Annotated in this window: 16 protein-coding genes; 11 read left to right on the top strand and 5 right to left on the bottom strand. The window is 70.0% G+C overall.

Annotated features, from left to right (window positions below):
- From larAH to HDA39_RS06140, 7 genes are all read left to right on the top strand, one after another.
- The gene (larAH, locus tag HDA39_RS06110; RefSeq protein ID WP_184794263.1) at nucleotides 1-1,581 is read left to right on the top strand and encodes an NPN-dependent hydroxyacid isomerase, LarAH14/15/16 family; all 1,581 of its coding nucleotides are present in this window, start codon (nucleotides 1-3) and stop codon (nucleotides 1,579-1,581) included.
- On the top strand, nucleotides 1,581-2,513 hold the full coding sequence (locus tag HDA39_RS06115) for a lysophospholipid acyltransferase family protein (RefSeq protein ID WP_184794264.1): 933 nt from the start codon (nucleotides 1,581-1,583) through the stop codon (nucleotides 2,511-2,513). The genes larAH and HDA39_RS06115 overlap by 1 nt, the downstream gene beginning before the upstream one ends.
- A 375-nt stretch (nucleotides 2,514-2,888) precedes the next feature.
- Nucleotides 2,889-4,148 (top strand): phosphatidylinositol-specific phospholipase C, encoded by a 1,260-nt coding sequence (locus HDA39_RS06120; RefSeq protein WP_184794265.1) that lies wholly within the window; start codon nucleotides 2,889-2,891, stop codon nucleotides 4,146-4,148.
- 121 nt (nucleotides 4,149-4,269) lie between these two features.
- Nucleotides 4,270-5,031: an imidazole glycerol phosphate synthase subunit HisF gene (gene hisF, locus HDA39_RS06125; protein ID WP_337925645.1), complete on the top strand. Its 762-nt coding sequence runs from the start codon at nucleotides 4,270-4,272 to the stop codon at nucleotides 5,029-5,031.
- A 5-nt stretch (nucleotides 5,032-5,036) separates the two neighbouring features.
- Nucleotides 5,037-5,696 (top strand): MarR family winged helix-turn-helix transcriptional regulator, encoded by a 660-nt coding sequence (locus tag HDA39_RS42150; RefSeq protein ID WP_238356450.1) that lies wholly within the window; start codon nucleotides 5,037-5,039, stop codon nucleotides 5,694-5,696.
- Between the two features lie 79 nt (nucleotides 5,697-5,775).
- Complete coding sequence (locus HDA39_RS06135) at nucleotides 5,776-6,288, top strand: MarR family winged helix-turn-helix transcriptional regulator (RefSeq protein ID WP_184794267.1); 513 nt, start codon at nucleotides 5,776-5,778, stop codon at nucleotides 6,286-6,288.
- Nucleotides 6,285-7,862: an MFS transporter gene (locus tag HDA39_RS06140; protein WP_184794268.1), complete on the top strand. Its 1,578-nt coding sequence runs from the start codon at nucleotides 6,285-6,287 to the stop codon at nucleotides 7,860-7,862. The genes HDA39_RS06135 and HDA39_RS06140 overlap by 4 nt, the downstream gene beginning before the upstream one ends.
- A 115-nt stretch (nucleotides 7,863-7,977) precedes the next feature.
- Here the strand turns inward: HDA39_RS06140 and HDA39_RS06145 are convergent, their stop codons facing one another.
- Both HDA39_RS06145 and HDA39_RS06150 read right to left on the bottom strand, forming a co-directional pair.
- Entirely contained in the window at nucleotides 7,978-9,261 is a 1,284-nt protein-coding gene (locus HDA39_RS06145; RefSeq protein WP_184794269.1) for an MFS transporter, read from the bottom strand.
- Nucleotides 9,262-9,348: 87 nt separating this feature from the next.
- Nucleotides 9,349-9,939: an ArsR family transcriptional regulator gene (locus tag HDA39_RS06150; protein ID WP_184794270.1), complete on the bottom strand. Its 591-nt coding sequence runs from the start codon at nucleotides 9,937-9,939 to the stop codon at nucleotides 9,349-9,351.
- A gap of 65 nt (nucleotides 9,940-10,004) precedes the next feature.
- Here HDA39_RS06150 and HDA39_RS06155 point away from each other — a divergent pair, with 65 nt between their 5' ends.
- Together HDA39_RS06155 and HDA39_RS06160 are read left to right on the top strand one after the other, a co-directional pair.
- Entirely contained in the window at nucleotides 10,005-10,535 is a 531-nt protein-coding gene (locus tag HDA39_RS06155) for a sigma-70 family RNA polymerase sigma factor (RefSeq protein ID WP_184794271.1), read from the top strand.
- On the top strand, nucleotides 10,528-11,127 hold the full coding sequence (locus HDA39_RS06160) for a hypothetical protein (RefSeq protein WP_184794272.1): 600 nt from the start codon (nucleotides 10,528-10,530) through the stop codon (nucleotides 11,125-11,127). The genes HDA39_RS06155 and HDA39_RS06160 overlap by 8 nt, the downstream gene beginning before the upstream one ends.
- Before the next feature lie 166 nt (nucleotides 11,128-11,293).
- On the opposite strand, the gene HDA39_RS06165 is transcribed toward HDA39_RS06160, so the two are convergent.
- Complete coding sequence (locus HDA39_RS06165) at nucleotides 11,294-12,250, bottom strand: GNAT family N-acetyltransferase (RefSeq protein WP_184794273.1); 957 nt, start codon at nucleotides 12,248-12,250, stop codon at nucleotides 11,294-11,296.
- Nucleotides 12,251-12,320: 70 nt separating this feature from the next.
- Between HDA39_RS06165 and HDA39_RS06170 the strand changes: the two genes are divergently transcribed.
- Nucleotides 12,321-13,160 carry a hypothetical protein gene (locus HDA39_RS06170; protein WP_184794274.1) on the top strand — a complete coding sequence of 280 codons (840 nt, stop codon included), beginning with the start codon at nucleotides 12,321-12,323 and terminating at the stop codon, nucleotides 13,158-13,160.
- A 39-nt stretch (nucleotides 13,161-13,199) separates the two neighbouring features.
- Here the strand turns inward: HDA39_RS06170 and HDA39_RS06175 are convergent, their stop codons facing one another.
- Together HDA39_RS06175 and dacB are read right to left on the bottom strand one after the other, a co-directional pair.
- The gene (locus HDA39_RS06175) at nucleotides 13,200-14,153 is read right to left on the bottom strand and encodes a GNAT family N-acetyltransferase (protein ID WP_184794275.1); all 954 of its coding nucleotides are present in this window, start codon (nucleotides 14,151-14,153) and stop codon (nucleotides 13,200-13,202) included.
- Between the two features lie 226 nt (nucleotides 14,154-14,379).
- Nucleotides 14,380-15,972 (bottom strand): D-alanyl-D-alanine carboxypeptidase/D-alanyl-D-alanine endopeptidase, encoded by a 1,593-nt coding sequence (dacB, locus tag HDA39_RS06180; RefSeq protein ID WP_184794276.1) that lies wholly within the window; start codon nucleotides 15,970-15,972, stop codon nucleotides 14,380-14,382.
- Between the two features lie 249 nt (nucleotides 15,973-16,221).
- On the opposite strand from dacB, the gene HDA39_RS06185 reads away from it, so the two are divergent.
- Entirely contained in the window at nucleotides 16,222-17,529 is a 1,308-nt protein-coding gene (locus tag HDA39_RS06185; RefSeq protein ID WP_184794277.1) for a family 43 glycosylhydrolase, read from the top strand.
- Nucleotides 17,530-17,608 lie beyond the last annotated feature (79 nt).

Consider the following 17,608-nt stretch of genomic DNA (forward strand, 5'->3'; position numbering starts at 1 on the left):
ATGTCTCGGCCAGGGTTTGTGCTTGAGGTGGACGACCGGACGCCGCCGCTGCTCGTGCACAACGGTGAGGGCTTCCTGCTGGAGCGGTTCCCGCTCGGCACCCGGGTGGTGTACCCGCCGGAGGCGCTGCCGCCGGTGCGCGACGTCGAGGAAGCGATCCAGAACGCGCTGCTGCACCCGCTGGAGTCCGAGCCGCTGCCGGAGCTGCTGCGGCCCGGGATGCGGCTGACGATCGCGTTCGACGACATCTCGCTGCCGCTGCCGCCGATGAAGAAGCCCGACATCCGCCAGCGCATCATCGAGGCCGTGCTGACGATGGCCGCCGACGCCGGCGTCGACGACGTCGAGCTGATCTCGGCCAACGCGCTGCACCGCCGGCTCACCCCGAACGAGCTGCGCGACATCGTCGGCGAGCGGGTCTTCCGGTCGTTCTTCCCCGACGGCAAGCTGTACAACTTCGACGCCGAGGACGCCGAGAACCTGACCCACCTGGGGCAGACCCGGCACGGCGAGGACGTCGAGATCTCCAAGCGGGCGGCCGAGTCCGACCTGCTGGTCTACGTGAACGTGAACCTGGTGGCGATGGACGGCGGCCACAAGTCGACGTCGATCGGGCTGGCGTCGTACAAGTCGCTGAAGCACCACCACAACAGCCACACGATGATCCACTCGCGGTCGTTCATGGACCACAAGGCCTCGAAGATGCACCACTCGGCCTGGCGGATGGGCGAGATCCTCACCGAGCACGTCAAGGTCTTCCAGATCGAGACCACGCTCAACAACGACATCTTCGGCGGGCCGCTGGAGTTCCTGCAGAAGCGCGAGTGGGAGTGGTCGATCAAGGACCAGGCCTCGATGCTCGGCGCCAAGCGCGGCCTCGCGCTGGCCCCGGCCAAGGCCCGGCGCAAGATCTTCCAGGACGTCCGGGCGAACTACGGGCTGACCGGGATCCACGCCGGCAAGATCGAGCCGGTGCACGACAAGACCATCGAGAACGTGCACAAGCAGCACCTGGTCGAGGTGCAGGGCCAGTCCGACGTCGCGATCATGGGCGTGCCGTTCGTCGGCCCGTACAACGTGAACTCGGTGATGAACCCGATCCTGGCCGCCTGCATGGGCCTGGGCTACTACTTCAACTCCTACCGGGGCAACCCGATCGTCCGCAAGGACGGCGCGGTGATCCTGTACCACCCGGTCGACTACGAGTTCAGCCAGCTGCACCACCCGTCGTACGTGGACTTCTTCGAGGAGGTGCTGTCGGAGTCGACCGACCCGGCCACCATCGAGGCGAAGTTCGAGAAGCAGTACGCCGAGGACCCGTGGTACATCCACCTGTACCGGACGTCGTACGCGTACCACGGCGTACACCCGTTCTACATGTGGTACTGGATCAGCCACGCCCTCGACCACTGCGGCGACATCGTCTGGGTCGGCGCGAACCGCAAGACCGTCGAGCGGATGGGCTTCCGGTCCGCCTCGACGCTGCAGGACGCGCTGGAGATGGTCAGCCACTCGGTCGGCCGGTCGCCGTCGATCACCTACCTGCACAACCCGCCGCACCTGCTCGCGGACGTTCGCTGATGGGGACGAACCTGGTGAAGTTCGGGCGGGACACCGCCCGCGACGTCAAGCAGGTCGCGCGCGGCTGGCGGTGGGGACGGCGCACGCAGGTCCCGCGCTCGGCCGAGCCGTACGTGATCCCGAAGGAGTCCACGGTCTTCCCGACCAAGTGGGCCCGGACGCCGGCCGCGATCGCGGTCCGCGAGGTGCTGCAGAAGGGCGCGCTCAACTCGGTCCTGCGGTTCGAGGTGAACCCGCAGGTCAGCGGCCTGGACTCGCTGACCAAGCTGGACGGCCCGGCGCTGATCGTGGCCAACCACTCGTCGCACCTGGACACCCCGCTGGTGCTCTGCACGCTGCCGGACGGGATGCGCCGCAAGACCGCCGTCGCGGCGGCCGCGGACTACTTCTTCGACACCTGGTGGCGCGCGACCGCGTCGGCGATCGTGTTCAACACGTTCCCGATCGAGCGCCGCGGCGGCAAGCTCAGCGCGACACCGGGCGACCTGCTCGCCGACGGGTGGAACGTGGTCGTCTTCCCCGAGGGCACGCGGTCGCCCGACGGCTGGATGGAGCGCTTCCGGATGGGTGCGGCGTACTTGGCCGTCGAGCACAACGTGCCGATCGTCCCGGTCGGCATCAAGGGTTCGTTCGCCGCGATGCCCCGCGGCCGCGGCTGGCCGGTGCCGGGACGTCCGACGGTCGCCGTACGGTACGGCGACCCGCTGCACGCCAAGGACGGCGAGAGCGCCCGCGAGTTCGCGCCGCGCATCGCCGCCGCCGTGTCGGCGCTGCTCGACGAGGAGTCGACCACCTGGTACGAGGCCCGCCGCCGCGTCGCGACCGGCGCCTCCCCCTCCCAGTCCGGCCCGGACGCCGCCCGCTGGCGCCGGGTGTGGGAGTCGACCACCCCGATCAAGGCCCCAGCCGGCAAACGCCGCGCCTGGAAGTAGAGGCTGCACCCCAACGGCCGCAGGCACTCCGCCTGCGGCCGTTGCCTGTGGAGGAAGTTGCGACGGCGCGGCCACCCTGGCGGTAAGGGTCGACACGGGTCGGCGTCTCCTAGCGGGACGCTGAGAAGGCCAGGAAGTAGACCCCGGTCCTCCGCCGCGCCTGGAAGTAGAGGCTGCGGCACCGACCGAGCGCGGAGTACCTGCTGAGGGTGCTCCGCGCTCGTTTGTGGTCCCCGAGGCCGGGCTCACCAGTTGTCCATCCGGAGTTCTGCGACGTTGACCGGATGGCCCGCCACTCCGGTTGTGGGAGCGCTCTCAAGCACCTACTCTCAACACGTTCGACTGTCCGCCCCCTGTCGACCGAAGGTGAGACCCTTGCCCAGACCCCGGCGACTTCTCGCTGCCGTGACCACCCTCGCGATCACCACCTCGTCGCTCGTCCTGAGCGCCGGTACGGCCTCGGCCAACGATCACTACAGCAGTATCGAGTCCGCCGCGGCCTCCAACGTCGACTGGATGAGCCGAGTCCCCGGCGACGTCACCCTCGACAAGCTCTCGGTGCCCGGCACCCATGACAGCCTGGCGCTGTGCGGGATCTCCGGTGAGGACGGCAGCTGCGAAGCGATCACCACCAGCATCACCAAGACCCAGGAGAACCACGGGTACAGCGCGGAGACGCTGACCACCCAGCTCACCGCCGGCATCCGCGCCCTCGACATCCGCGTTCGCGTGGACAAGGGCGAGGCCGGGGTGAGCTTCACGGTGCACCACGGCGCGTTCTATCAGCGGGCGAACTTCGCCGACGTCCTGACGAAGGTGCGGGCCTTCCTCGCCGCGCATCCGCGGGAGACGATCCTGCTGCACCTCAAGGCCGAGTGCACCGGTGAGGCCGGGTCCTGCAGCGACGCCGGCGGTTACGGGAACGACGAGTGGCGCCGGAAGACGCTGCGGTCGTACCTGGAAGGCAAGGCGTACACCGGGAACGGTGACGAGTCGAACCCGGCGACCAACTGGAGCAGTCTGTTCTGGGCGCCGTCGGTGACCGGCGACAGCCAGGCCGACACCCCGAAGCTCAGCGAGACGCGCGGCAAGATCGTGCTGGCGGGGTACCGCGGCGTCCGCGGCGGGATCTACTCGGGCTACGGGCTCAAGGTCCCCTACCCCGGGGGTGGGTCCAACGACGAGTGGGTCCAGGACGACTACCAGGTCAGCGACGTCAGCTCCATCGACGACAAGTGGGAGAAGGTTCGTACCCACCTGCGCCGGACGAACGGCGTGTGGGACCTCACCCGGCCGGGCGAGAAGGAGCACGTCCACCAGCCGGACTCGATGTACGTGAACTACACCAGCGGCACCGGTTCGGGGGCGCATCCGTTCACCGTGGCCGGCGGCACGCCGACCGTCACCGGGGTCAACGAGTTCCTGATCCAGTGTCTGCGCGGCAGCAGCGACCGCTGTCCCGAGTTCTACCCCGGCCGCGACGAGAAGTTCGGTGGTCAGCCGTCGATGACGCGGACCGGCGTGATCATGATGGACTTCCCCGGCGGTGGCCTGATCGACGAGATCGTCGAGCGCAACCCGACCGGTCCCGATCCGGTGGACGACAACGGAAGAACGTTCCGTGGTCCAAGGTGACGCACCTCAACCACGCGTTCTCCTCGGCGGCGGTCGACAAGATCTCGGTCGGAGCTCGGCAGCGTAGGTGCCTGGAGGGCGGATGCGGTCCGTTCTGGACTTCCTCGCTAGCCTTGTCCCCGTGACTCTCGCCGTGCGTGTGATTCCCTGCCTGGACGTCGATGCCGGGCGGGTGGTCAAGGGGGTCAACTTCGTCAACCTGCGCGACGCCGGCGACCCGCTCGAGATGGCCAAGCTGTACGACGCCGAGGGCGCCGACGAGCTGACCTTTCTCGACATCACCGCGTCGTCGGGATCCCGCGAGACGACGTACGACGTGGTCGGGCGGACCGCCGAGCAGGTGTTCATCCCGCTCACCGTCGGCGGGGGTGTGCGCGAGGCCGCGGACGTGGACCGGCTGCTCCGGGCCGGCGCGGACAAGGTCGGCATCAACACCGGCGCGATCCACCGGCCCGCGGTGATCGAGGAGATCGCGCACCGGTTCGGCAACCAGGTGCTCGTGCTGTCGCTCGACGCCCGGCGGTCGGCCGAGCAGCCGAGTGGGTTCGAGGTGACCACGCACGGCGGGCGGAAGTCGGCCGGGCTGGACGCGATCGAGTGGGCCCGCAAGGGCGCCGAGCTCGGCGCGGGCGAGATCCTGCTGAACTCGATGGATGCCGACGGCACCAAACAGGGCTTCGACCTGGAACTGATCCGCGCGGTCCGCGCCGTGGTCGACGTCCCGCTGATCGCCAGCGGGGGAGCGGGTGCGCCCGAGCACTTCCCGCCCGCCGTCGAGGCCGGCGCCGACGCGCTGCTCGCCGCGAGCGTCTTCCACTTCGGCGACCTGCGGATCGCCGACGTCAAGAAGGCCCTCCGCGACGCCGGCATCGTGGTCCGGTGAACGAAATGGTTGCCCAGCGCCCCGAACCGAAAGCCGGTACGACGCCCGCCCGCGGCACCGCAGGCGCTCCCCCCGCCGGAACTCCGGTGGGCGGGGGCCAGTCGGGCGGGACTCCGGCCGGCTCTGCTGCCGGTACGACGCCTGCTCGCGGCGCCGCCGCTACCCCTGTCCCCGGGGGACCGGTGGGCGCCGGGCCCACGACCGGCCACGCCACCGGGCGTCCACCCGAGCTGATCGCCGACGTCGAGCAGGAGCTCTCGATCCTGCTTCGTCGCGCGCGGTCCGCGCAGATGCTGCTGGCGCGCCGGGTGCACCCAGAGATGGACGCCGCCGGCTACGCCCTGATCTCCCAGATCGACCTCGGGACGGCGGGCGGCGGCGCCGGCGTACGGGCCTCTGATGTCGCGCAGGCGCTCGGCCTCGACAAGTCGACGGTCAGCCGGGGTCTGTCCCAGCTCGAGACCCTCGGGCTGATCGAGCGCATCGGCGACCCCGACGACGGCCGCGCCCGGCTGCTCCGGATGACCACCGCCGGCGCCGAGCGGTACGGCGCGATGCGCGCCCAGCGCCAGGCCGAGTTCCGCGCCATCCTCGACCGCTGGGACAGCACCGACCTGACCGACCTGGCCCGTCTGCTCGGCCGCCTCAACACCGACCTGAGCTGACTCTCACCCTCCGTAGTCACCAGCCCACCCCGCGCACAGATGGTTGTGGAAACCAACTATTCAAGTATATAGTTGGGTTATGCAACTAGCCCAGCAAGCCTCTGTCCCGGAGGTTGAACGGGACACGCCGGCGCAGGACGTTCTCGAGGGCGTCAGCTCTCTGATCCGCGCCGTGCGGTGTATCGAGCACCGGCACCTGTGGCCCGACTCCGGGCTGCGGCGGGCCGACGCGAGCGTGCTGAAGGTCCTGGCCAAGGACGGCGAGCAGCGCGGCGGCGAGATCGCGACGAAGCTCGGCGTCGACGCGTCCGTCGTGAGCCGACAGCTGACCACGCTCGAAGCCGACGGCCTGGTGAGCCGTCGGCCCGATCCCGCCGACGCCAGGGTCTCCCTGGTCGCGCTGTCGCCGATCGGGCGGCAGCGCCTCGAGGCCCTGTACGCCGGCTACACCCGGCACCTGCGATCGGCCCTGGCCGACTGGAACGACGACGACATGGCAGCCGCCGCCGAGACCCTGCGCAAGGTGGCCGGCGCCGTCACCGCGGCTGCCACGTCCGTGAGGCGTCCCACCACTTCGACTGGAGAAAGATGACTGTCACCGAGACCCGGCCGGCTCCTGCCGCGCCGGAACTCACCCACCGCGAGATCCTCGAGATCCTGGTCGGGCTGCTCGCCGCGCTGTTCACGGCGATGCTCAGCTCGACCATCGTCAGCAACGCCCTGCCGACGATCACCGCAGACCTCCAGGGCAGCCAGACGCAGTACACCTGGGTCCTCACCGCGAGCCTGCTCGCGACGACCGTGTCCACCCCGATCTGGGGCAAGCTGTCGGACCTGATGAGCAAGAAGCTGCTGGTGCAGCTGGCGATCTCGTTGTTCGTGGTCGGCTCCGCGCTGGCCGGCATGGCGCACAGCATGGCGTTCCTGATCGGCGCGCGCGTCCTGCAGGGCCTGGCGATGGGCGGCCTGATGGCGCTCGCGCAGGCGATCATCGGCGCGGCGATCCCGCCCCGCAGCCGCGGCCGGTACTCCGGCTACATGGGCGCGGTGATGGCGGTCGCGACCGTCAGCGGTCCGCTCATCGGCGGTGTCATCGTCGACACCAGCTGGCTCGGGTGGCGCTGGTGCTTCTACGTCTGCGTCCCGCTGGCCGTCGTCAGCCTCGTCGTACTGCAGAAGTACCTGCACCTGCCGGTGATCAAGCGCCGCGTGCAGATGGACTACCTCGGCGCGATCCTGATCAGCGCCGCCGCGAGCCTCCCGCTGATCTGGGTGACCTTCGCCGGTCACGACTTCGGCTGGATCTCCTGGCAGTCGGCGCTGTTCGTCGGCGGTACCGCGGTGCTCGCCGTGCTCGCCGTGTTCGTGGAGACCCGGGCGGCCGAGCCGCTGGTTCCGCTGAAGGTCGTCCGCGAGCGGACCACCGCGCTGGCGATCGTGGCCAGCCTGTCGGTCGGCGTCGCGATGTTCGGCAGCGCGCTGTTCCTCGGCCAGTACTTCCAGATCGCCCGCGGCTACAGCCCGACCGAGGCCGGACTGCTGACCATCCCGATGATGCTCGGTTCGTTCGTCGGCTCGGTGGGTTCGGGCCAGATGATCACCCGCTACGGCAAGTGGAAGCGCTACCTGATCGCCGGCGGCGTACTGCTCGTCGCGGGCCTCGTCGTCCTCGGCACGATCGACCACACCAGCCCGTACTGGTACGTCGGCCTCGGCATGCTGTCGATGGGCATCGGCATGGGCATGATGATGCAGAACCTGGTGCTCGCGGTGCAGAACACCGTCGACGTCAGCCAGATCGGTGCGTCGAGCGCGTCGGTCTCGTTCTTCCGCAGCCTCGGCGGTGCGGTCGGCGTCTCGGTCCTCGGCGCGGTCCTCGCGACGCGGGTCAAGGACCTGCTGATCGAGGGCGTGCTGCACGGCCCGGGTGGAGCTGCCGCGGCCGGCAAGCTCCAGGACGGCAGCGGTACGAGCCTCCTCGACGTCAACCACCTGCCGCCGCAGCTCGCCGAGCTCGTCCGGCAGTCGTACGGCGACGCCACCGGTCGCATCTTCCTGATCGCCGCCGCGTGCGCGCTGGTCAGCCTGATCGCGGTCTTCTTCATCAAGGAGGTCCCCCTGAGGACCACGGTGGCGAAGCTCGAAGAACCGATCGAACTCGACTAGTCACCGGTCACCCAACAAGTACCAGCCACCTCTCGGGGGCTGGTACTTGTTGACTCAGCACCTACCAAGTACCAGCCACCGATCAGGTGGCTGGTATTTGTTGTGGTGGTGCTGCTCAGACCTTGCTTGTACTTGTCAGCAGAACACCTTCTGGTGGCTGCAGGTCGTCCAAGGTCTTGGTGCTGATGATCGGAGACCGCAGCAACCAGAACACCGAGAATGCTCCTCCGACACCCGAGATGATCAACGTCTCCCGCACCCCGATCCACGTCCCCAGCGCACCACCGACCACCGCACCCAGCGGCCGTACGCCGTAGTTGATGCTCGCGAACGCACCGACCACCCGGCTCCGCATGTGGTCGTGCATGACGGCGGCCTGCAGCGAGTTGAGCGGGACGTCGAAGCACATCACCGCGAACGACCCGATGAACTCGGCCGCCGCGAGCACTCCCGCCCGGGCCCAGAACGGTCCGCCCCCGAGCACCAGGACAGCCATCGAGGCCGGGAAGACCACCGAGGCGACGGCGATCAGGCGGCCGGCGCCGATCAGGCGTGCCAGGGGAGCGGCGGCGATCGCGCCGAGCAGGCCGCCGGACGCTCCGATGCCGAACGCGACGCCGATGGCCCCGGCGGACAGTCCGAGGTTCCGGCTGGCGAACAGCACCAGCAGCGCCATCCCGATCATGTTGAAGAAGTTCACCGTCGTCGCGCAGCCGAGGCTGGCGCGCAGGTACGGGTGCCGCATCAGGTACCGCATGCCTTCGCCCGCCCGCCGCCACAGCGACTCGGTCGTCTCGTCGGCCGCGCCCGGTTCGACCTTCAGGCGCGAGACCTGGAACGCCGAGAACAGGAACGAGAACGCGTCCACGACGATCGCGACCGGCGCGGTCAGCCATTGCACGAGCACACCGCCGACGGCCGGCCCGGCCATGAACGAGAACGACCGCGTCGCCGACAGCTTGCTGTTCGCCTCCAGGAACTGCGCCCGCGGCACCACCCGGACGAAGAACGCCGCGTTGGCGGTGTTGAACACGACGTGCGCCGTACCGGCCAGGATCGCGATCACGTAGAGCTGACCGAGCGTCAGCACGTCCAGCCAGTACGCCGCCGGCAGCGACAGCAGCACGACGGTCCGGCTCAGGTCGGCCGCGATCATCAGCGGCCGCTTGTCGCGGTGCTGGTCGACCCAGGTCCCGATGAACAGCGACAGCAGGTTGGGCAGCCAGACCGCGGCGGTCAGGAGCCCGGTCTGGAAGGCGCTGGCGTCGAGCAGGGTGACGGCGATCAGCGGGAGCGCGAGCTCGCTGACCCGGTCGCCGAACTCGGAGACGGCCTGCGCCGACCACAACGTCCGGAACTGCCGGTCGCGCAGCAGGCTGCTGGCGGACAAGGACTTCATCGGGCCTCACTCGGTTCGGTCAGCCGGGCCGGCTGAATCAGGGCAGGGGGCAGCGCCGTGGGGCGCTGCGGGCGGTACGGGAAAGACTCAGGAGTCGGTTGCTTCCGGCAACAACATGCGGAGGTGCCGGACCGGACGGGCCTCTGCGGGCGCGCCGTGCGGACCACGCTGGACGTACGGCGCGAGCAGGTCCTCGATCGCGTTCTCCAGGGTTTCCAGCTCGTCCTGGGTGACGTGCAGCAGGGTGTTCGACCCGCCGCCGGCGCGGTTCCACTCAGGGTCGAGCCTGGGTTCGGTCTCGGCGAGCCAGTGCTGGGCGGCCTCGAGCGCCTGGTTCATCATCTCGGCGCGCAGCAGCCGGCCGGCCTCGGTGCCCTCGGGCGTGTCCGGCATCTCGTACCGGAACCCGCGAGCGGCCGCCTGCCACCACCGCTGCCGCCGGTCCCCGACGCCGTCCGGCGGTGGTCCGTCGGTGACCAGGCCGAAGCCGGCCAGGTGCCGCAGGTGCCAGCTGGTCACCGACGGCGAGGCGCCGACATGCTCGGACAGCTGGGTCGCGGTCGCCGGGCCGTTCTTCTGCAGGTAGCTCAGCGCCGCCAGGCGGACGGGATGGGCCAGCGCCCGCATCGCCTGCGGGTCGGTGACCTCGAAGTCGCCGTACGGATTTCTGAGAGACATGTTTCGAGAGTAATCTCTCACATCTCGCTGATGCAATACCTGGAAAAAGGATGGAACCTGATCCGGTGGCAGCGCGTGTTAGCGGTGTGAGGCACAACGAGACCGACCCGAACGCGGAGGTCGCGGCGCTCTACGCCCGGACCTGGCCGCGGCTGATCGGTGTCCTGGTGTCGATCGGCGGGTCCCGCGCGGACGCCGAGGAGGTCGCGCAGGACGCGTACGTGAAGCTGCTCGGCCGCTGGGACAGCATCCGCCGGTACGACGACCCGGAGGCCTGGGTCCGCGCGGTCGCCGTACGGACCCTGATCAGCAGGCTCCGGCGGCAGCAGGTCGCGCAGAAAGCCTCCGCCAAGTTGCTCGGGAGAACAGGAGAGGTCCGTGAACCGGACGGTGACGCACTCGACGTGGCGGCGGCGCTGGCCAGGATCCCACCGGCCCAGCGGGCAGTGGTGGTGCTGCACCACGTGATGGATCTACCGGTCGACCAGATCGCCGACGAACTGCAAGTGCCGCCGGGCACCGTGAAGTCCCGGCTGGCCAGGGCCCGCCAGGCCCTGGCCCCGATGCTGGCCGTCCAGGAGGTGCCCCATGGCTGAGCTGAGGACCGACCTGCTCGTCGAGTACGTCGACGAGCAGACCCCCGAGCAGGCCCCGCCCTTCCAGGGCGTCGAGCGGGGAGCCCGCCGCCGCAAGCGGCAGCGCAACCTGCTGGCCGTCGCGACTGTGGTGGCAGTCGCGACGGTCGCCACGGTGGTCACCCAGGACGTCCAGCGCGGCGCCGAGCCGGCCGCCCCGATCAGTACGCCGACACTCGGCGTACTGGACGACGGGCCGCCGCCGGCCCAGTTCACGTTCGGTACCACCCTGATGCTGCTGCAGAAGGAGATCCCGGTGACGGCTGTGCGGCCGGTGCCCGGATCGCCTTCGGTCCTGCAGGTCGAGGCTCCCCGGTCCAGTGCGCCCGGGGAGGGGTGCTACCCGCACACCATGGTCCGCATCCTCGATCAGGACGCGACCACGGCCCGGATCGCGGCGTACCGCTACGTGGTGGCGCCGGACGAACCGGGCGGCGGAGAGTGCTCCAAGCCCCAGACCGGCCCGGTCAAGGTCGAACTCGACCTGCGGACCGCGATCGGTACCCGCCGCATCATCGCCGGCACCACCGGCGACCGGGTGCTACTGAACTGACGACCTCGCCGGGACGGACCGCGACCGCCCCGGCGAGGTCGTCGACCTAGTCTGATCGCCCAACGCTTGCGATCAGCGCCGCCTGTGGATAAACCCCGGCCGTCCTCACCCCACGCTTGTATCCTCAACGCGGAAGGAGCAAGGGGGCACTGGCGAAGTCGCCCAGTCAGTGCGTCAGTGCGATCTGCTTCTCCCAGATGTGGGTGACGACGGTCGGGCGCATGCCGACGGAGAGGTAGAGGCCGAGGGCGGGCGTGGGGTTGTTGGTGTCGACGTGCAGTGTCGTGCCGGTCCGGCCGGCTGCTGCGTCGCGGGCGAACTGGTCGCGGAGCAGGAACTTGGCGAGGCCTCGGCCGCGCGCTGACTCCAGTACGCCCAGGCGCCCGATGTAGTTGCAGTTGTCGCTGCTCACGAACTGATCGCCGCACTCGCGCACGCCGACCGCTTCGCCGTCGAGCTCGGCCACGGTGAGCTGTGACCAGTCGAAGGCCGACCGGGATTCTCGCGAGGCCACCCACTCGTCGTACGGGCGGGGGACCGCGCCGGGCTGGGTCGCGAAGGACTCGGCGATCACCCGGTGCGCGGCCCGTTTGGTCGCGTCGTCGAAGGCGCCGACCTGCAGCTTCACACCCGCGGGCGGCTCCGGCGCGGGCGCCGGCGTGGTGTGGTTGATCCGCATCAGATGGATCGCGGTGCTCCGGTCGAAGCCGGCGTCGGCGAGCATCCGGCCGGTGGTCGCGTCCTGCTCCAGCTGCCCGAAGTGCAGCTTGACCTCCGGCAGGCCCGCCGTACGCGCCAGGTCGACAGCCCGCGCCGACGCCGTCGCGAACAACCACGCGGCAACTGCCGGATCCGCCGCGAACACATCCAGATCCACCTGCGGCCGCGCGCCGGTCAGCACCGCTGTCGCACTCCCGACGAGCTCGTCCCCGTCGTGCACCAGCCAACTCCCGCTCGCCAGCTCGATCGCCGGATCCCGCAGGTAGTCGGCGACGTTCTCGTAACTGTGCTTGGGAAACCCGAGCATGGGCGTCGTGTACGCCGCCATCTGCGCGGTGATCGCCGCAGCATCGGCAAGCTCAGCGGGCTGAACGGTCAGCCCAGCGGGCAACGCGGCAGTCATCCCCACATCGTGAACACGACCAGCCACACTGTCCAACCGATTACCCCCGCCAGGTCCGTAGGCTGGGCAGATGCCGATCGCCGTACGGAACCTCGTGCCGGACTTCCTCGAGTTCTGGCGACGAGCGGCCCGGCTGGACGAGCACGAGCAGCTCGCACTCTGGGCCCAGTACGCCGACCAGCACCCGGAGGTCGTCAACGACCTTCGCCGCAGCGGCCGCGCTCCCGATCCGCGGCAGGCGCTCGAGCGCTACCCGGCCGACCTGGCCCTGATCGAGTCGAACGCGAAGCCTGCCGCCGGCTGGGTGCGGGACGCGGCGGCGCTGGTCACACCGGTCCTGGAGGCGACCCAGCTGGACCTGCACGCCGTGGTGATGGTCGGCCTCGGCACGGCCAACGGCTGGGTCGCCGACTTCGGCGGTACGCCGACGCTGTTCCTGGCCGTCGAGCGGATCCCGGACGAGCGCGCCGCGCGGATCGTGGCCCCGCACGAACTCGCCCACGCGGTGCAACTGCAGTTGCCCGAGACCCCTTGGCCCGACGTCGGGCCGCTCGGGCAGTGGATCTACGCCGAGGGCTTCGCGACCGCACTCACCGCCGAGCTGCTGCCGAAGTACGGGCTGGTCGAACACCTGTGGTTCGGCGGCGGGTACGACGAGTGGATGGCGGACTGTCTGCGTGTCCTGCCCGCCGCGGAACAGGCGATCCTGGCCGACCTGGACTCCGAGGACGACGAGCTCATCGGCCGGTACCTGACCCGCAACCAGGAGTCGCCCTTCCCCGACCGCATCGGCTATCTGGTCGGCACGCGGTTGGTGCAGGACCTTCGGCGGACCTACACCTGGCCCGAACTGGCCAGGTGGTCCCGCGAGCGCGCGACGGAAGAGGTCCGCCGCGCACTGACGGGCTGAGGTGCGGCGGCCTCCGTACGCAATCCGACGAACAGCAGGTCAGGTGGTCTTCAGCACCAGGCGCCAGGCGTCGATGGCGAGGACGGCTCGCATGCCGACGGAGAGGTAGAGGCCGAGGGCGGGAGTCGGGTTGTTGGTGTCGACGTGGAGGATCGTGCCGGTCCGGCCGGCTGCCGCGTCCTGGGCGAAGGCGTCGCGGAGGAGGAACTTGGCGAGGCCCCGGCCGCGCGCCGCGGGCAGTACGGCGAGCCGGCCGATGTAGCTGCAGTTCTCGTCGGGGACGAACTCGTCGGTGCACTCGCGGAACGCGACGGGTTCGCCGTCGAGCTCGAGGAGCGTGAGCTGGGACCAGTCGAAGGTCGACCTCGACTCGTGCGCCGCCGCCCATTCGTCGTACGGGCGCGGGACGAAACCGAACTGGCCGTCGAAGGCAGCGTTCAGTACGGCGTGCGCCACGCGCCGGGTCGCGTCGTCGAGGGCGCCCCGGCGGACGGTGATACCGGGCGGGATCTCGGGGGCCTGAGGCGATGCGGTGTGGTCGATGCGCATGCGGTGGAACGTCGTACCGGGAAGGAAACCGCGGGCGGCGAGCAGGGCGCGCTGGGCCTCGTCGGTGCGGTAGGCGCCGGCGTCGACGGAGATCTCGCGGTGCCCGTGGGCGCGGCCGAGGTCGGCGGCGCGGGGGAGTGCCTGGTCGAGCAGCCAGTCGGCGGCGGCGCGGTCGGTGGAGACCAGCTCGAGGTCGACGGCGCGGTGGTCGCCCTTGCCGAACACGGTCGCGTAGCCAACCGGTTGGTTACCTTCCAGGACCAGCCACGCGTCGGTGCCGAGTTCGAGACCCGGCTCGGCGAGCTCGTCGATCATGTCGTCGAGCGTGTAGTCGGCGAACCCGACCACCGCGGTGTTCCGCGCGGCGACCAGCGCGAAGATCTCCTCCGCGTCACCAGCGGTCGGCCGGCGAAAGGACAGCTGCTCGGGCAGCACAGCACTCATGCCGACATCGTCGGCACCCGGCAGGAGCCTGTCCAACCGATTACTCCGCCCCGGAGTCACCGGCTACGACTCGTGAGTGCTCCGGGTGGCGGTGATGGTGGACCTTGAGCACGCCTCAGCCACTGATCGGGTGTTGGAGTGGCTGGTCGGTGCTCAAGGCTGGCGGGGCGGGGGTTGTGGCGGTCCGGCCTCCCCGGTCGCGGGGCTGAGGGGAGGCCGGGACGGATCAGCGGTCCTTGGTCCACTCGGTGTCGGGGGTGTTGGTTGCCGAGCGGCTGGTCGAGGGGCTGATCGCCGCGGGCGGAGCCGCGTCGGACCAGGAGGCCAGCGTGATGCCTACTGCGTCTTCGACCGGGCGCGGGGTGGTCAGGTAGTTGTTGCTGATCATCGAGAACACCAGCTTGCGGCCGTCCGCGGTGGAGACGTAGCCGGACAGCGCGGTCACACCGGTCAGCGAACCCGTCTTGCCGTGGAGGTTGTTGGCGGCGGGAGTGCCGGCCATGCGCGAGCGCAGGGTGCCGCCGACGAAGCGGTCGGGGTTGCCGGCGATCGGCAGGGCGTCGTACCACTGCTGGAACCACGGTTCCTTCTGCGCGGCGATCAACAGGTCGGTGACGCTGTCGGCGGTGACGTTGACCTTGCGGGACAGGCCGGAGCCGTCGGACAGGCGGATCGCGGAGGTGTCGACGCCGACGCTCTGCGCATAGTCGGTGACCACCCCGAGACCGGCCGGCCAGGTGCCGGACGCCTCGGCGACAGCGCCCATCGCCTTGACCAGGGTCTCGGCGTGCATGTTGTTGGAGAGCTTGAGGAACGGGTTCATCAGCTCGCCGACCGTCATCGACTCGTCCCGCGCCAGCCGGCGGGCGCTCGCAACCGGGGTGGCGGCGACCTTGATCCGCCCGTCGACCCGCACGCCCTGAGCGGCGAGCGCGCGCCGGAACACGTCGGCGGCGTACACCTCCGGCTCCCACACGGTCACCCACTCGGTCCCGACCGACGCGCCCAGAGGAACCGATCCACTCACCCGTACGACGTTCGTCCCGTGGTCCCGCTCGATGCTGAGCGTGTTGGCCGACCCCGCGGCACCGGTCTTCGCGGTGCTGACCAGCTTGATCACGCCGTTCGCCGGGACCAGCTTCAATCCGACCGGCGCCCCCGCCTTGGTGCCCGGGCGGCTCTCGACGATCGCCGTACCGGAGTCGTAGTCGGTGTTCGGCGCCAGCGTCAGCGCGGAGATCTGCGCGTTGTAGTAGAACGGCTCGTCGTCCCAGGCCCAGCTGTCGCCGAGGCGGACGTGGTCGAAGTAGGTGTCGTCGGCGACCAGGTCACCGTCGATCCGCCGTACGCCGGACTTCGCGACCTGCTTGGCCAGCGCCACGTAGTCGCCCTCGAGTGCGGTCGGGTCGCCGTACCCCTTCAGATACAGGTCGCCCCGCAGCTTGCCACCCCGGACCGGCGCGGTTGCCAGGACGTCGGTGTGGAACCGGTACGACGGCCCGAGCGTGTCCATCGCGGCCGTCGACGAGAAGAGCTTGGTGTTGGACGCCGGCAGCAACCGGGTCGAGCCGTCCCGGTCGTACAGCGTCTCGCCAGTCGTCGCGTCGCGCACCACCAGCCCGACCTGCGACCCCTGGAACCGCGCGTCCGCGAGCAACGCGTCGAGCTGCTGCTGCAGCCCGGTCGCGGCCACCTGCGCCCCGGCCGTGGAAGCCGACTGACCCGACGAGACCGACTGGCCGACCAGTCCGGTGGTGGCCGCGAGCGCGGCAGCGACGGCGACAACCCCGCGCGGAGACACCTTTGGTAAGAACTTCACGACAACTCCAACCCCTCAGGCGGAAACCAACACACCGGAGTCAACACCCGCCGGCGGCCCCGGTCCAGCGATCGGGCGCGCCGAACGTGCACCACTCACTAACCAGTGCGACACGCCGGGTGTGGCGGGCGATCGTCGGCGTGTCGCCGGCTTGGACAGTGGTGCACGTCCGGGCTGCCCTCTACTCATCCAGGTGAATCGATGGAAAAGTAGTCTCCGCAGGTACCGCCCCACCTGAGGAGCTCACCGATGCGTAGACGAGTTCTGGCCGCGCTGGTCGTTCTGACCGCGCTCGCCACCGCCATCAGCCCGGCCACCGCGGCCGAGCAGCGAACGACCGCAGCCGTCTTCCCGACCGCCGTGATCGGCGAGGACTTCCCCGATCCGGACGTCATCCAGGTCAACGGCACCTGGTACGCCTACTCCACCAACAACGGCCGCGGTCACGTCCCGACCGCGTCCGCGCCGAGTGCGAACGGCCCGTGGACCATCCGCGGCGACGCGATGTCCGGCGGTCCGTCGGCGGGCTGGGCGCAGTCCGGCCGGACCTGGGCGCCCGACGTCCACCCGAATCCCGACGGCAGCTTCACCCTCACCTACACCGCCTGGCACAAGGCCTCCGGCCGCCAGTGCATCGGCGTCGCGACCGCGAGCTCACCGCTCGGCCCGTTTAGTCCGGTCGGCAGCCAGCCGCTGATCTGCCCGCTGAATCTCGGCGGCGCGATCGACGCGAACACCTTCGTCGCGAACGACGGCACCCGCTACCTGCTGTGGAAGAACGACGGCAACGCGATCGGCGTCAACTCCACCCTCTGGCTCACCCGTACGACGAACAACGGCACCGCCCTCACCGGCGGCAACACCGCGCTGATCTCCTCCGGCGGCGTCATTGAGGCACCCGACCTCGTGCAGCGCGGCAGCCAGTACGTCCTCTTCTACTCCGGCGGCAGCTACACCGGCTGCGAGTACCTCACCTCGTACGCCGTCGCGCCCAGCCTCAACGGCCCCTGGACCACCGCGTACCGCCCGCTGATGACCACCGCCTCCTTCGACAACCGCGTCTGCGGCCCCGGCGGTGCCGACTTCGTCGGTGACAAGGTCTTCCTGCACGGCTGGGTCAACGGCTCCCGTCACCTGTACGTCGCCGACCTCGGCTGGGCCGGTGACTTCCCGGTCGTCCGCGGCAGCCGGGTCCGGACCGAGGCCGAGCGCGGCACCCTCAACAACTGCCGGGTCCGGACCGGCGCGGCCGGGGCCTCGCAGGGCGCGGTCGCGGCGTACATCGACTTCGCGGACTCCTGGGTCGAGAACACCTTCTACGCCCCGCGCGCCGGCAGCTACACGCTGTCGGTCGGGTACGCCAACGGCACCGGCGGCACGGCCACCCACGGGGTGGTTGTCAACGGCAACAGCCAGGGCGCGGTCAGCTACCCGGCCGCCGGCTGGGACAACTGGCGCCAGGCGTCGGTGAGCGTGACGCTGAACGAGGGCTGGAACACGATCCGGCTGACCAAGGGCACGTCGTACGCCGAGGTCGACTACTTCGAGCTGCAGTAGGGGTTCACCCCGCCGCGAACTCAGGGACCACCCGGGAACCACCCGTCCGTTGCGTGGCGCAGTGGGCGGGTCCCGGGCC

Origin of the sequence: Kribbella italica (assembly GCF_014205135.1) — a bacterium.
Classification (GTDB): domain Bacteria; phylum Actinomycetota; class Actinomycetes; order Propionibacteriales; family Kribbellaceae; genus Kribbella; species Kribbella italica.